The 13,126-nt window shown below is 64.4% G+C and carries 16 protein-coding genes; 3 read left to right on the top strand and 13 right to left on the bottom strand.

Features of this window, described 5'->3' with window-relative positions; genetic code table 11:
* Nucleotides 1-6: 6 nt before the first annotated feature.
* Entirely contained in the window at nucleotides 7-1,716 is a 1,710-nt protein-coding gene (locus ACNTAO_RS05650; RefSeq protein ID WP_435160998.1) for an ABC transporter substrate-binding protein, read from the bottom strand.
* A gap of 485 nt (nucleotides 1,717-2,201) precedes the next feature.
* Between ACNTAO_RS05650 and ACNTAO_RS05645 the strand changes: the two genes are divergently transcribed.
* Nucleotides 2,202-3,266, top strand: coding sequence for an alcohol dehydrogenase catalytic domain-containing protein (locus ACNTAO_RS05645; protein WP_435160997.1), 1,065 nt, complete (start codon nucleotides 2,202-2,204; stop codon nucleotides 3,264-3,266).
* Nucleotides 3,267-3,302: 36 nt separating this feature from the next.
* Here the strand turns inward: ACNTAO_RS05645 and ACNTAO_RS05640 are convergent, their stop codons facing one another.
* The 7 genes from ACNTAO_RS05640 to ACNTAO_RS05610 form a co-directional block, all read right to left on the bottom strand.
* Nucleotides 3,303-4,031, bottom strand: a complete 729-nt coding sequence (locus tag ACNTAO_RS05640) for an amino acid ABC transporter ATP-binding protein (protein ID WP_435160996.1) — start codon at nucleotides 4,029-4,031, stop codon at nucleotides 3,303-3,305.
* Nucleotides 4,028-4,864, bottom strand: a complete 837-nt coding sequence (locus tag ACNTAO_RS05635; RefSeq protein ID WP_435161361.1) for an amino acid ABC transporter permease — start codon at nucleotides 4,862-4,864, stop codon at nucleotides 4,028-4,030. Before ACNTAO_RS05635 ends, ACNTAO_RS05640 begins: the two co-directional genes overlap by 4 nt.
* A gap of 72 nt (nucleotides 4,865-4,936) precedes the next feature.
* Nucleotides 4,937-5,842 carry a basic amino acid ABC transporter substrate-binding protein gene (locus ACNTAO_RS05630; protein WP_435160995.1) on the bottom strand — a complete coding sequence of 302 codons (906 nt, stop codon included), beginning with the start codon at nucleotides 5,840-5,842 and terminating at the stop codon, nucleotides 4,937-4,939.
* Between the two features lie 116 nt (nucleotides 5,843-5,958).
* On the bottom strand, nucleotides 5,959-6,798 hold the full coding sequence (locus ACNTAO_RS05625; protein ID WP_435161360.1) for a COX15/CtaA family protein: 840 nt from the start codon (nucleotides 6,796-6,798) through the stop codon (nucleotides 5,959-5,961).
* A gap of 159 nt (nucleotides 6,799-6,957) precedes the next feature.
* Entirely contained in the window at nucleotides 6,958-7,413 is a 456-nt protein-coding gene (locus tag ACNTAO_RS05620) for a DUF5814 domain-containing protein (RefSeq protein ID WP_435160994.1), read from the bottom strand.
* Between the two features lie 82 nt (nucleotides 7,414-7,495).
* Nucleotides 7,496-7,780: a translation initiation factor eIF-1A gene (gene eif1A, locus ACNTAO_RS05615; protein WP_435160993.1), complete on the bottom strand. Its 285-nt coding sequence runs from the start codon at nucleotides 7,778-7,780 to the stop codon at nucleotides 7,496-7,498.
* Between the two features lie 95 nt (nucleotides 7,781-7,875).
* Nucleotides 7,876-8,382: a P-loop nucleotide/nucleoside kinase family protein gene (locus ACNTAO_RS05610; RefSeq protein WP_435160992.1), complete on the bottom strand. Its 507-nt coding sequence runs from the start codon at nucleotides 8,380-8,382 to the stop codon at nucleotides 7,876-7,878.
* A gap of 84 nt (nucleotides 8,383-8,466) precedes the next feature.
* On the opposite strand from ACNTAO_RS05610, the gene ACNTAO_RS05605 reads away from it, so the two are divergent.
* Together ACNTAO_RS05605 and ACNTAO_RS05600 are read left to right on the top strand one after the other, a co-directional pair.
* Complete coding sequence (locus tag ACNTAO_RS05605) at nucleotides 8,467-8,592, top strand: hypothetical protein (RefSeq protein ID WP_435160991.1); 126 nt, start codon at nucleotides 8,467-8,469, stop codon at nucleotides 8,590-8,592.
* Nucleotides 8,593-8,655: 63 nt separating this feature from the next.
* Complete coding sequence (locus ACNTAO_RS05600) at nucleotides 8,656-9,903, top strand: outer membrane protein assembly factor BamB family protein (protein ID WP_435160990.1); 1,248 nt, start codon at nucleotides 8,656-8,658, stop codon at nucleotides 9,901-9,903.
* An 83-nt stretch (nucleotides 9,904-9,986) separates the two neighbouring features.
* Here ACNTAO_RS05600 and ndk read toward each other — a convergent pair whose 3' ends face one another.
* The 5 genes from ndk to ACNTAO_RS05575 all read right to left on the bottom strand — a co-directional run bounded on the left by ndk (nucleotide 9,987) and on the right by ACNTAO_RS05575 (nucleotide 12,929).
* The gene (ndk, locus tag ACNTAO_RS05595) at nucleotides 9,987-10,466 is read right to left on the bottom strand and encodes a nucleoside-diphosphate kinase (protein WP_435160989.1); all 480 of its coding nucleotides are present in this window, start codon (nucleotides 10,464-10,466) and stop codon (nucleotides 9,987-9,989) included.
* Nucleotides 10,463-10,654, bottom strand: coding sequence for a 50S ribosomal protein L24e (locus ACNTAO_RS05590; RefSeq protein ID WP_435160988.1), 192 nt, complete (start codon nucleotides 10,652-10,654; stop codon nucleotides 10,463-10,465). Before ACNTAO_RS05590 ends, ndk begins: the two co-directional genes overlap by 4 nt.
* Nucleotide 10,655: 1 nt before the next feature.
* Nucleotides 10,656-10,880: a 30S ribosomal protein S28e gene (locus tag ACNTAO_RS05585; protein ID WP_435160987.1), complete on the bottom strand. Its 225-nt coding sequence runs from the start codon at nucleotides 10,878-10,880 to the stop codon at nucleotides 10,656-10,658.
* A 6-nt stretch (nucleotides 10,881-10,886) separates the two neighbouring features.
* Complete coding sequence (gene rpl7ae / locus ACNTAO_RS05580; RefSeq protein ID WP_435160986.1) at nucleotides 10,887-11,249, bottom strand: 50S ribosomal protein L7Ae; 363 nt, start codon at nucleotides 11,247-11,249, stop codon at nucleotides 10,887-10,889.
* 339 nt (nucleotides 11,250-11,588) lie between these two features.
* Nucleotides 11,589-12,929 (bottom strand): aminotransferase family protein, encoded by a 1,341-nt coding sequence (locus ACNTAO_RS05575; RefSeq protein WP_435160985.1) that lies wholly within the window; start codon nucleotides 12,927-12,929, stop codon nucleotides 11,589-11,591.
* Nucleotides 12,930-13,126 lie beyond the last annotated feature (197 nt).

Below are 13,126 nucleotides of genomic sequence, written 5' to 3'. Positions count from 1 at the left end.
TCGTCCTTACTCGAAGCGTGCCGCGTGGAAGTTACTCAGCCCCGCCTGATTACCGATACCATTGAAGTTTGCTGCGCTGCCTTTCGGAATCAGTGGGAACGTCGTCATCACCCACGCTGTATCCTCAACGAAGATCTCTTCGGCTTCCTTCATCACCTGCGCCCGGGTCTCCGGGTCTGCTGTTTGGTAGTCCTCTTCTAGCAGACTGTTGAACTCGGGGTTGTTGTACAGGTTTGCCTGCCAGTCACCAGCAGATCCCTCTGCGGGCGTCTTGAGCTGTTTCCAAACGGACATCCACGGATCAATGTCCACGTAGCCGTCGTACATCACGAGTTCGTTCTCGTACCGGTACAGTGTGTCCCAAAACGACGATGACTGTTGGATATTCAGTTCGACCTCGATCCCTACCTCGGCGAGCATCTGTTGAACGACAGTCATCCGGCGCTCGTCGGTCGGCCCGCCAAGCAACGAAAGCGTCATCCGTGGCTCCCCGGTGTACCCAGCTTCGTCGAGCAACGATCGTGCCTCGTCGGGCGCGTAGTACTGGCCAGGGTCTGGCTCTTCTTCGTGGAGACTCGGTATCGACGGATTCCACAGTGAATGTGCTGGCTCGGCGTACCCGAAGTGTGCACGCTCGATGAGTGCCTCTCGGTCGATAGCCTTGGCGATGGCCTCCCTGACCGCTGGATTGCTGGTCGGAAGGTCTTGGTCGGCCCACTTGTCGGTAGCCTGTTCGTTCCCACTTGCGTACTGTTGCCACTCCACCTCGGCAGGATCGTTACAGAGCGGGGCGATGCAGAACCACGCACCCGGGTTCGCTCCAACGATGTTCAACGAATCCATCGACTCCGCTTGAGCCGCATTCTGTGCTGGTACCTGATTCGAATAGTCTATTTCTCCACCCTGCATCGCGGTCCACATCGTAGACGGCTCTGGAATGAGGTCAACGCGCAGCGAATCGAGGTACGGGAGTGCATTTCCGTCGGCGTCGGTCTCGTGATAGTCATCGTGTGCTTCGAATTGGAGGTACTCTCCTGGTTCGCGCTCGACGAGTTCGAACGGTCCGCTCCCAACAGGCATCCGATTGTATCCATCTGGGTCTTCTTCGGCCGCCTCAGCGTGGACGATCGTTCCTGCACGGCCTGGTCCACGAGTCATAAACGAGATGAACGGACCGACTGTCGAAGCGAGGTTGATCCGTAACGTCGTCGCGTCGACGGCTTCGACGCTGTCGATCGACTCCACTTTTCCAAGGTGAGGCGAGTCGTCGAGATTTCGCAATCGGTCGATTGATGCTTTTATCGCATCGGCGTCGACTGGGTCACCGTTGTGGAACGTCGCCCCCTCGACGAGGTCAAACTCGTACGTCGTGCTGTCGGGTATCGACCAATCCACCGCGAGGTCGCCGACGATCGAGCCGTCCGGCCCAATCTTCGTCAGTCCACTGTAAATGTTCGAATGAAGCGTTATCTCTTGTCCTTTGTCGACGTAGTGTGGATCTAGGAATTCGATCTCGTCGATGTTGAATCCAATGACCGCTTCGCTTCCGCTCGACTCGCCCTCGGATTCCACCTCTGACGTGGCGGCCTCTGTCTCTTCGCCGCCAGACCCCCCCGCACATCCTGCGAGCGAGCTGATGCCTGCAGCAGCAAACAGTTTTCCAGCTGTTCGGCGGTCGATTCGCGGCCCCTCGAGCTCTTCAGTAGTCCACTTCATTAGTATGTTCCGACGATAAGACGGCAGTTACAGGTTGATACAGTCGTTCCCACTGTCGCGTTCTGGTGGGTAGCAATCGAATCCGCACTGTCTTCTTGCTTCGTCATTTCTCCAGCTCAACATTGGACGATATTCTATTATAAGACTTTCTTACTTAACAAGTATAGTGTAAGATGTTGAATTAACACTACACACACTACAGTAGCATATATACAGACGCACGGTCTGTATGTTGAAGATCAGCTGAAATACTCCACATATATTACTATATTACACTCCGATTGGTACACTAGAGCGAAAGTACCGGGTCGATCAGGCACAATTCTACTCATATCAGCATATGGCTGCCGCATCGTGTCATATGTTTATACTTTTCACCTAGCTCTCCTCATGTCTGGATGCACTTCGCTGTCGCCATATATGTATCTCATTTGTTATTTATTGTACACGCGAAGACATATTACACTCCCTGCAGCTCTCCCCGTATGCGCGCAGCGATACTGCGATCGTACGGCGAGCCGCTGGCGGTTCGTGAGCTTCCGACGCCGGAGCCGGCGTCTACCGGCGCTGTGGTGCGCGTCGATGCCTGCGGCGTCTGTCGGAGCGACTGGCACGCGTGGAAGGGCCACGGCGAGTGGGCAGCCGACCGCGTCCCGCGTGGGCAGGTGCTCGGCCACGAACCGGCCGGGACGGTCGTCGCGGTCGGCGAGGACGTGGCTCGATTCGCGCCCGGCGACGACGTCGTCGTCCCGTTCTCACTCGGCGACGGGACGTGTCGTCACTGCCGGCGCGGCCACGGTAACGTCTGTGCGGACGGTCGCGCCCTCGGCTTCGAGCCGGACGCACCCGGTGCGTTCGCCGAGCGCGTCGCGGTCCCCGACGCCGACTACAACCTCGTCACGCGGCCGTCGTGGCTCCCCGCTCGCGACGCCGCCGCACTGGGCTGTCGATACATGACCGCTTACCACGCGCTGTTCGAGCGAGCCGGCGTCGACGCCGGCGACTGGGTCGCCGTCCACGGCTGTGGCGGTGTCGGCCTCTCCGTGACGCAACTCGCCGCGGCCGCGGGGGCCCGCGTCGTCGCCGTAGACATCGACGACGAGGCGCTCGATCGAGCGCGCACACTGGGTGCAACCGCGACCGTTCGCGGTGATACGGACCAGCGACCGGTCCCAGAACGCGTCCGTTCGTTGACCGACGGCGGGGCGGACGTCTCGCTCGACGCGCTCGGGCGCGCCGAGACGTGTCGGAACTCGGTTCGGTCGGTACGGTCGCGCGGGACACACGTCCAAATCGGACTGACGACGGCTGCAGAGCGAGGGGCCGTCGAGCTGCCGACCGACTGGATGACCCGGTGGGAGGTGTCGTTTCTCGGCGCGCGCGGAATGCCACCGACGAGTTACGACGACCTCTTCGCGTTTCTCGAGTCGACCGACGTCGACCCCGGCTCGCTCGTGACGCGTGAGCTCGCCCTCGAAGACGTCTCCGCGCGGCTCGCCGCCATGGACGAGTACGCCGTCCGAGGCGTCGAAGTCGTCACGACGACGTGAGCCGAGGAGCGGCCGGCCGTGGCCGCCCGCACCCGTTCACAACAGCCGTGAGAGGAACGCCCGGCCGCGCTCGGTGTCGGGCCCCTCGAAGAAGTCGGCCGTCGGCGTGCGCTCGACGATGCGGCCGTCTGCCATGAGAACGATGCGGTCGCCGACCTCACGGGCGAATCCCATCTCGTGGGTCACGAGCAGCATCGTCATCCCTTCGGTGGCGAGCCCCTCGATGACGTCGAGGACCTCACCGACCAACTCGGGGTCGAGTGCGCTCGTCACCTCGTCGAACAACATCACGGTCGGCTCCATGGCGAGGGCCCGCGCGATCGCGACCCGCTGTTGTTGGCCACCGGAGAGCGCCCCCGGGTACGAGCTGGTCTGGTCGGCGAGCCCGACGCGATCGAGCAGATCGCGTGCTCGTTCCTCGGCCGTCTCTGCAGGGAGTCCTTTCACCCGCGTTGGCGCGAGTGCGACGTTCTCTAGGGCCGTCTTGTGCGGGAAGAGGTTGAACGACTGAAACACCATGCCGACGCGCTGGCGAACCTCGTTCACGTCGGTGTCGAGCACCGACCGGCCGTCGAGCCGAATGTCGCCCGCCTGGATCGTCTCGAGCCGGTTTACACACCGGAGCAGCGTCGACTTTCCCGACCCCGAGGGTCCGATGACGACGACGACCTCTCGTTCGTCGACCGCGAGATCGACGTCACGGAGCACCTGGGTCTCGCCGAAGTACTTGTCGACGCCGTCGAACGCGACGAGCGGATCGCTCACGACTCGCCTCCGTCGTCGGTGCTCCCCGGCGAGAAGCGCGAGAGCCGGCCGAACATGCCGCCGTCCGAGCCCCAGTCTGACCGTCGTTCGAGGCCGTCGACGACCTGACTCATTGACATCGTGATCGCGAGGTACAACACACACACCCACACGAGCGGGGTCCACGGGTCGAGCTGATTGCTGTTGATGTTCCGGAAGACGCTCATGATCTCTGGGACCGCGATGACGGTGAGCAGCGAGGTGTCTTTCACGAGGATGATCTGGTCGTTGCCGATGGCGGCTAAGGCGTTTCGCCACGCCTGCGGCATCACGACCGTCCGCAGCGCCATCACCCGAGACATTCCGAGGGATCGTGCGGCCTCCATCTGTCCGTCTGGGACGGCGTCGATGCCGCCGCGGATCGCCTCGCCGACGTACGCGGCGTGGTTCAGCGTCAGGCCGATGATCGCCGCCGGCACCGCCCAGTCTTGAAACGGGAACTCCCCGGTCGCCCACAGTCGCGGGACGCCGAAGTAGATCACGAACAGCTGGAACAAGAGCGGGGTGCCACGGAAGAACTCGATGTACCCCGTCGCGATGCGGCCGGTGATCGGTGACGTCGAGATGCGGCCCAGGCCGACGAACACCCCGGCCGTCACCGAGAGCACGCTCGAGATCACGACGATTCGCACCACGAGGAGGAACGCCTCGAAGAACCGCCCGGCGATGAGCGGTGAGGCGAGCAGCCGGCCGTTCACCTGCGTGGTGAGGATCCAGACGAGCAGGCCGCCGATAGCGAGGACGAAGCCGCCGGCTGCGAACTCGCCGACGCGCCTGACGAGCCGGTCACGCATCAGGACGCCGCCGGATTGCGTCTCGGAGTCGGTCTGTGTCGCCATGGATGGTACGACGGCTGGGTGGGGCGGTCAGCCCTCGAAGTACTCGCCGTATATCTCGTCGTAGGTGCCGTCCTCGCGGATCGCCGCGAGCGCACCGTTTACTTCCTCGCGGAACGCGTCGTCGTCCTGCCGGAAGGCGATACCGTACTCTTCGATCGTGAGTGTGAGGTAGTCGGGGGCGTTCTCGCGGTCGGCGGCGACACCGTCGCCCTCGAGGAACACCACGCCGTCGTTCTCGGCGGCGAACGCCGCGCTCACCGTGTTGTCGTTGATGACGGCCGACACCTGGTTGTTTAACAGCGCGTCGAACGCGCCCGTGATCTGGTCGTAGCTCTCGATGCCGAGTTCGCCGTCGAACTCGGCCTGGAGGTCCTCGGCCGCCGCCTCACCGGTCGTGCCGCGCTGGACGCCGACGTCGACCCCGCGCAGGTCCGCGCGCTCGGTTATCTCGCCGTTATCGAGAACCAGCACCGTCTGGTACGCGGTGAAGTACGGATCCGAGAAGTCGACCTCCTCGGCCCGGGTCTCGTTGATCGTCATCGCGCTCATAATGATCCGGAAGTTGGCGTTGTTCAGCGAGGCGATGATGCCGTCGAAAGCCGTCTCTTGGAACTCGTACTCGACGCCGAGTTCGCCAGCGAAGACCGCCTCCGCGATGTCGACGTCGAAGCCGACGAGCTCGCCCGCCTCGTTGCGGTACTCGAACGGAGCGTACGGGATGTCCGAGCCGATGGTCACCGTCTCTGGGGCCGTCGTCGACTCCGCCTCGGCGGACGCCGACTCCTCTTCGGCCGACCCGCCTTCGTCGCCACTCTCGGCGCTGCTCTCACCGCCGTCGGAGCCGCCGCCGGAACAGCCGGCGAGCGCGACGGCGCCGCCCGCACCGAGCGTACTCAGGTACTGTCGCCGATTCACGCGTCGATCGGTAGGCATACCCACAGGTGGAGCGATTGCGGTTTAAGTTTTATCAAGCAGCGGCCGACCACGGCGTGAGAACGGCGTACTCGTGGTGAAAACAGGCGCGGTCGCGGGACGAGCACGGACGCGACTCAGTCGCTCTGTGTGGCCGTCGGATGCCGTCGGGCCGTATCGGCCCCCCAGACGAGCCACGCCGCGGTCGCAGCGAGCACGAAGGCGACGCCGAGTGCGAGAAGGTTCACCCACTGCCACGTCGCGGTGTACAACACCCAGTCGCGTCCGAGCAACAGCGTCACGACGAACGCGCCGGTCGCACCGGCGGTGAGCCGCCGGACGGCCCGCGCCGTCGACGCGTGGATCCCGACCGCGGTCCCGTTCATCCCCTCGGTGGTAGAAACGAGCGCGGCGACGAATCCGAGGTGTGCGCTCAAGCCAGCGAGGTAAAACGCCGCCTGTGCGCCTGGTGCGTACGTGAGAAGCGGAACTGCCCGCGAGAAGAGCGTACTCACGAGGATGCCGGCGAGTGCGACGCCGAACGCCGCACGGAGCAGCCGAGCGGAGCCGCCACGCCGACCGCCCCACATCGTCGCGAGTCCGAGGAGCGTGAAGATGCAGAGCGCGACGGTCAGGTGTGCGGCGTGTGTCGACACGGTGTACCCGCCAGGGACGAGCCCGCCGACCGTGACGGTGATGGCACCGACGGTGATCTGTATCGGGAGGATTGCAACTGCGAGCGTTGCGGCCAGTCGGGTTCGACGGTCGAACGACCCGAGCCAGCTCCAGGCGCCGACACCGAGGATCAGGAAGCCGGTAACCATCGCCCAAACGCGGTGGAACCACTCGATGAAATCGGGGTTGATCGCGAGCGTCGGGATGAGCTGGTCGGAACACAGCGGCCACTGGGCCTGACACGCGAGACCGGAGCCCGTCGCCGCGGTGTACACGCCGAGTGCGAACAGCGACAGCGTCATCCCCGTCGTCGCCGCCGCGTACCGACGGAACGTCAGCCACGAGGGTCGAAGACTCATTGTCGGGAGCACGGTACGCGCGTACTTAGACCGTTCGAACGCGCCAGCAGCGACGGACCACGCTCGGCACGCACGCCGGTAGGCCCACCGGATCGGTTGTGGTCACCCGGTCAACTCACGGCGTGCCCGGCGTGCTCGTTCCGCCATCTCCGTCCGGTCCTCGACGGCTGCGAGCGTCTCGACGGCCTCCAACTGGCGGACGGCGTCGTCAAGGAACGACCGTACGTCGCCGGTGTAGGCGTACACCATGTACTCGTCGGTCATCACGTCGACGATGGCCTGCGGGCCGAGACCCTCCGCTCGCAACTCGAGTACGTAGCCGATGAACTTTTCTTCTGGACAGCCACAGTACGGATTCGACTGACAGTCACAGTCGAGAAAGTCCTCAGCGAAGTCTAACACTCGGTCGCGCGTGGCGGCATCGAGCCCCGCGAGCTCGTCGCCGGTGAACAGCAGGTCGAGCGTCGCCCCGGCGAACGCCCCCTTCGGGAGACTCGTCTCCAGCTGTGCGGCGAGCTGGCGGTGGTTCTTCACGTATATCTTGTCGGTGAACGCCACGACTGAGAGACGGTACGGTCGCACCGCTCAAAAGGAACGCGGTACTACTCACTGGCGTCGACGCGGCGGCTCGTGACGGTCGCTACTCGATGTGTCCTTCGCGGCGGAGCTGGTCGGCCTGGTCGTCGGTGTATCGCCACTCGACGTTCGCCTTCTCGTCTTGCCAGTCCCACGGCTCCGCGATGACGATGTCTCCCTCGTTTATCCACGTACGGTACTTCATCCGACCGGGAATCCGGCCCAGTCGCTCTTCGCCGTCGACACAGCGGAGGCGGACGTGGTTCCCGCCCAGGTGCTCTGTCACCACGGCGAACACTTCGTCGTCGGAGGGCATTCGGAGGTTCCGACGCCCAGAGTTTTCGCTCACACAGAACGATACAGGGCACGCAGGTATAAGTGATTGGAGACGCCGAGCGGCCGGGTGCCATTGCGGTGCCCGTGGGTGACGCACTACGCCCGTGCTCAGGCGAAGTGTGCGTCGACCTGGGCAGCCGTCTCGCGCTCGTCGCCGGAGTTGTCGACGACGAGCGCCTCCATCTCGACCGGATCGAACGCGTCGGCGAACTGCCGGTAGACGTCAACGTCGGCGTCGCTTATCCCATCGCGCTCTCGGATTCGACGCTCTGCGACCACTCGGTCGCACTCGACGCACACGAGGGTGTGCTCCGCCGCAGCCTCGGCACCCAACTCGACCGCGGCCGTCCGAAACTGTGCGTCGGCGAATGTCGCGTCGAGCACGACGGACTCCCCACGGTCGAGCCGCTCTTCGGCGCGCGAGAGGAGCGCGTCGTACACCGCCGCCGTCTCCTCGGCCGAGTACGTCGGGTCCGGGTGCAGGGCCTTTCGAACCGCGTCGCTCCGCAGCACCGCGGCGTCGATGCGGTCGGCGACCTGTCTGGCAACGGTGCTCTTTCCCACACCGGGGAGCCCACAGACGACGACGAGAGTGCCCGCGTCGGTCACACGCATTCGTGACGCGAGTGGCCCGAGACACACATCAAGCTTGCTACCCGAGAGCGAAGCGTTCAACCGTCGACCCGACGTGGCCCACGTATGGACTCGCTCTCGTTCGAGCAGGAGCCGGAGCACCTCTCGCCGATCGTCGTCATCGCGACCATCGCACTGATCGCCGTCTTCGTGCTCGGGTTCGTGATCCAGGCGATCGGCTTCGTGATCTGAGCCACCGGCTTCGACCGACCCCGCATCCGACAGCGGTATGACTATCCCACCACACCTACCAGCATGGACCGGCGCGTGTTGCTCGCGGCGCTCGTACTGTTCGCCGGCGGCGCAACCGGCGTCGGCGTCGCCGTCTTCGCGTTCGTCGGGGTCGACGGCGCGACCGCGGAGGCGGCGGTCGTTTGGGAGTCAGACGCCGTCTCTGGCGACGATGGCACCGAGACGGCGAGCGTCACCGTCGACGGCTCGACGCTGCTCGTGCAGCCAGCGGTCGTGAACGACACCCGCAGCGTTCGTGCCGTGGCACCAGGTGCCGGGACGCGGTGGACGACTACGGTCGCCGCACAGACGCCTCCCGAGACGAGCGGCACCAGTCGATCGTCTGGCCTCGGCGTCACGACCGGTCGGCTCGACGGCGACCCGGTCGTCGCGACGACCACCGAAGACGGTCAGCTCGTCGTCCTTGACGCCGCCGACGGCCGCGAGCGATTCTCCGTCGAGTTGGGCGGATCGAGCGGTGTCACGCCAGCGATCGGTGATCCAACTGGTGACGGCACGAACGTCGTCGCCGCCGCGACGACCGACGGCCGGGTCGTCGTCGTCGACGCAGACGGTAGCCGACGGTTCGAAGCGACCGTCGACGGCAGCGTCGAGCGACGGCCGCTCGTCGTCGGGCCAAACCCGGACCCCGACGGCCGCGAAACGGGTATCGCCGGAGGCATTGCGGTCTCGACCGCCCGAGGTGAGCGCGGTGTGGTCACCCTGTTCGATGCGACGGGGACGCCACTGTGGGAGCGGACACCCGCGGTGACGCCGGTGAGCTGGACCGCCGCGTCGACTCGGCGCGGCCCCGTGATCGCGCTTGGAGGAGCAAACGGCAACCTCGAGGCGGTCGAAGTCGCCGACGGGTCGACGCGCTACGAGGTCGGGCTGCAAGACCGCCCGGTCGCGGTCGGTGGGCTCGACGCCGGGCGCGTGCTCGTCGGCGGCGTCGGCAGCGTCTGGGCCGTCGACCTCCTCGACGGCGAGGTGGTGTGGAAACAACAGTACGGTGGAGAGACCCGTGTGAACGCGCCGGGAGTCGGCGACGTCGCGAATGACGGGACGCCCGAGGTCGTCGCCGTAAACCGCCAGGGAGCGTTGCTCGGGCTCAACCGAAACGGCGAGCCGGTGCTCCGCGGTGGCCTCGATGGGACAGACGGAACGCCAGTCGTCTACGCCGGGCCGTTAGTTGCTGACACCGACGGGGACGGCACCGACGAAGTGGTCGTGGTCGACGAGACGGGTCGGGCTCGTGTCCTCTCGTCGTGAGCGCGGTGTTTCACCGGAAACGCGGTGTGTGAACTGCAGCGTTGCTAGACAGCCTTCATCCGACAATTAAAATCGTTGAGCCGTTAATGCGACTCGTCCTCGTACACCCACGTCGCGGTGTCGAGGTCGTAGTCGACGAGCTCGGCCGCCTCAAAAAAGAGGTCGATCTCGCGCTCGTTCGCGCCCTCGTCTTCGTGGTCCGAGGCGTGGATCACGTTGTGGCCGAGGTCGAGCCCGAAGTCGCCGCGGATCGTCCCGGGTGCGGACTCGGCGGGGTCGGTCTCACCAACCATCGACCGAACCTGGCGGGTCGCGTCCGCGCCCTCCCACACCATCGCGAAGACGGGGCCGCTGGTGATGAACTCGACGAGGCCGTCGAAGAACGGCTTGTCGGCGTGTTCACCGTAGTGTTCGTGTGCCAGCTCCTCGTCTATCTGTGTGAGCTTGCCGGCGACGAGCTTCAGCCCGCGCGCTTCGAACCGCGAGACGACCTCGCCGATGAGCCCGCGCTGGACGCCGTCGGGTTTGACCATGACGAACGTGCGCTCGTCGTGGTGGCTCACTGCTCGCCTCCTTCGGCGCGCCCCTCCTCGGTCCACTCGAGGTCGCGTGCCTCACGGCCGAGGAAGTAGTTCTTCTCCGCCTTCGAGTCGACGAAGTGGAGGATCTGACCGTTCGTCTTCACGTACATCGTGCCCGTTCCGGGCTCGATTTCCTCGCCGGTGTAGTCGCAGGTGCGTGTCTCGACCATGTTATCTCCCGCCGATGGCGTCGGCGTCGCGCTGGGTCTCACGCAGCTGGAGCACGTCGCCCAGCCGCACCGGACCCAAGACGTTTCGCGTGATGATCCGTCCCTGGTTCGATCCCTCCTGAATGCGGCATTTGACCTGCATGGCCTCGCCGTGCATCCCGGTCTTGCCGACAACCTCGATCACCTCGGCGGTGGTCGAGTCGCTGGCGCCCTCTTCTGCGCTCATGGGTGGTTATCGGAGCTCCGCGACCTTCTCGCCGATGTCGTCGACATCGTCGACGGCGTCACCGGCGTCGACGACCGCGGCGGCGGCGGAGCCGACCTCGAGGCCCGCGGCGTGGCCGACCTCGTCTTGGGTGTCGACGAAGACGACCGGGATGCCTTTCTCCTCGGCGAGTTCGGGGAGGTGCATCACGATCTCTTCGGGCGAGACGTCCTCGGCGACGAGGACGAGCTTCGCGTTGCCGCGCTCGATGGCCTTCGTGGTCTCGTTGGTTCCTTTCTTGACGGTGCCGGTGTCTCGGGCGACCTCGAACGCCTCGAGCGATCGCTCGGCGAGGTCGGCTGGGGTGTCGTAGTCTACGTAAACTGGCATGCGTGTGTCACCTGTGTCCTCCGTGTGAGCTCGCGTGTCCGTCCCGTGGCCGGTCCCTGTCGGAACGGCACATCATCGACCCCACAGAGGGTGTACACCGTGGTACTGCTGGGCAGCATAAAAGCGCTTTCAAACCGCCCCACGGGTGTGTGACGGCTCCGCAGGGGCGTGCTCTCGTGGGGCGTACTGCGCCGCTTCGTGGTGTTCGAAGTGGGACCGACCGTGCCGACTCACAGATCGACGCTATCGACTTCGACGATACGTCTGCGTCGGACTATACACTCAGGGTACAGGAAATCAAGGCGCGTGCCTCGGGTCTTGACCCCGAGGTGCCACACCTCACTCGTCCATCGCAGCGTCGGAGATCGCGAGCGCCTCGTCGAGTGCCTCGATCGCCTCGTCGACCTCTGCCTCGGAGATCGTTAGTGGGGGTGTAACCACGATAGTGTTAACCGAGGTGTAGAAGTACACCTCGTTTTCGAGCGCGTGTGCGCCGACCTCGTCGAGGACGGTCGTCCGTCCCGACACCTTGTCGCTTCGCTCTTCGAACGGTTCGCGAGACTCCGTGCTCTTCGTGAGCTCTAACCCTTGGTGAAGCCCGATACCGCGACGCTCGCCGACACTCGGGTGGCGTGCGGCGAGCGAATCGAGTTCGGTAGTCAGGTACTCACCGATCGAGCGGGCGTTCTCGACGAGCCCCTCCGCTTCGTAGGTCTCGATCGCCGCGACACCTGCAGCACAGGCCGTCGGATGCCCCGAGAACGTGTGGCCCTGGTTGAGCAGCGTATCTTCGAAGTACGCTGCGATCTCCGCTGAGACGGTCGTCGCCGCCAGCGGCTGATACGAGCCCGTCAGGCCCTTCGCCATCGTGATAATGTCGGGTTCGGCGCCGTACAACTCCGAGGCGAACCACTCACCGGTACGCCCAAATCCGGTCATCACCTCGTCGCAGATCAACAGTGCGTCGTGCGCGTGAGCGATCTCCTGGAGCCGAGCGAGATAGTCGTCTGGAGGGGTCAACACCCCGTTCGAACCGACCAGCGGCTCGACCAACACGGCGGCGACGGTCCCTCCTTCGAGTTCTAGCATCTCGTCGATGTACGCGAGACTCTGGTCGGGATCGAGACTTGACCCGTACGCGTATGGGTCGGGGCCTTTCACCATGCCCGGCACTTCCGGCTGGATGTCGGGTCCCTGTGCGACTCGACGCGGGTCGCCGGAGGCAGACAGCGACGCAGCGGTTGCGCCGTGGTAGGATCGGTACCGAGAGAGGATCTTGTGCTTGCCCGTGTACGCACGGGCTATCTTGAACGCGACCTCGTTGGCTTCGGTGCCACTGGTCGAGTAGAACGTCTTCTGTAGCGAGCCGGGGGTGATCTCGGCGAGTTTCTCCGAGAGGCGTGCCCGCGGCTCGGTGGACCACCCCGGGCTTACGTATGGTACGGTGCGAACTTGCTCTGCGATCGCATCGGCGACGCGGTCCGCGTCGTACCCGAGACTCGTACAGACGTACTGGCTACTGAAATCTAAGATCGAATCCCCGTCGGCAGTAACGATCCGGGGTCCATCCGTGTCGACGATCTCGGTGGGATCAAAATCGCGCTGCCTCGTCCACGTTCCGAGGGTGTACGCGCGGTCAAGATCTACGATCTCGTCCCGATCGGTGTGTTGACGTGCCATGCCAACACATGGTGTGGAACCGATATGAATGTTTTGCACTATGTTCTATGATTGGGATAATTTTCGACTCTTGTTTGACTAGTATGCGGTAGTTACAAATTTATTAGAACCTTACGATGGGTGTGCGCACGGTATCTCTCGTTGTGAACGTCCAGAAGCCAGTACGGTGTGCCCGATCGTCGACTCATCGACGGCGG

The organism is Halorubrum zhoui (genome assembly GCF_051194155.1).
Classification (GTDB): domain Archaea; phylum Halobacteriota; class Halobacteria; order Halobacteriales; family Haloferacaceae; genus Halorubrum.
This window is presented reverse-complemented; position numbering and strand designations above follow the sequence as displayed.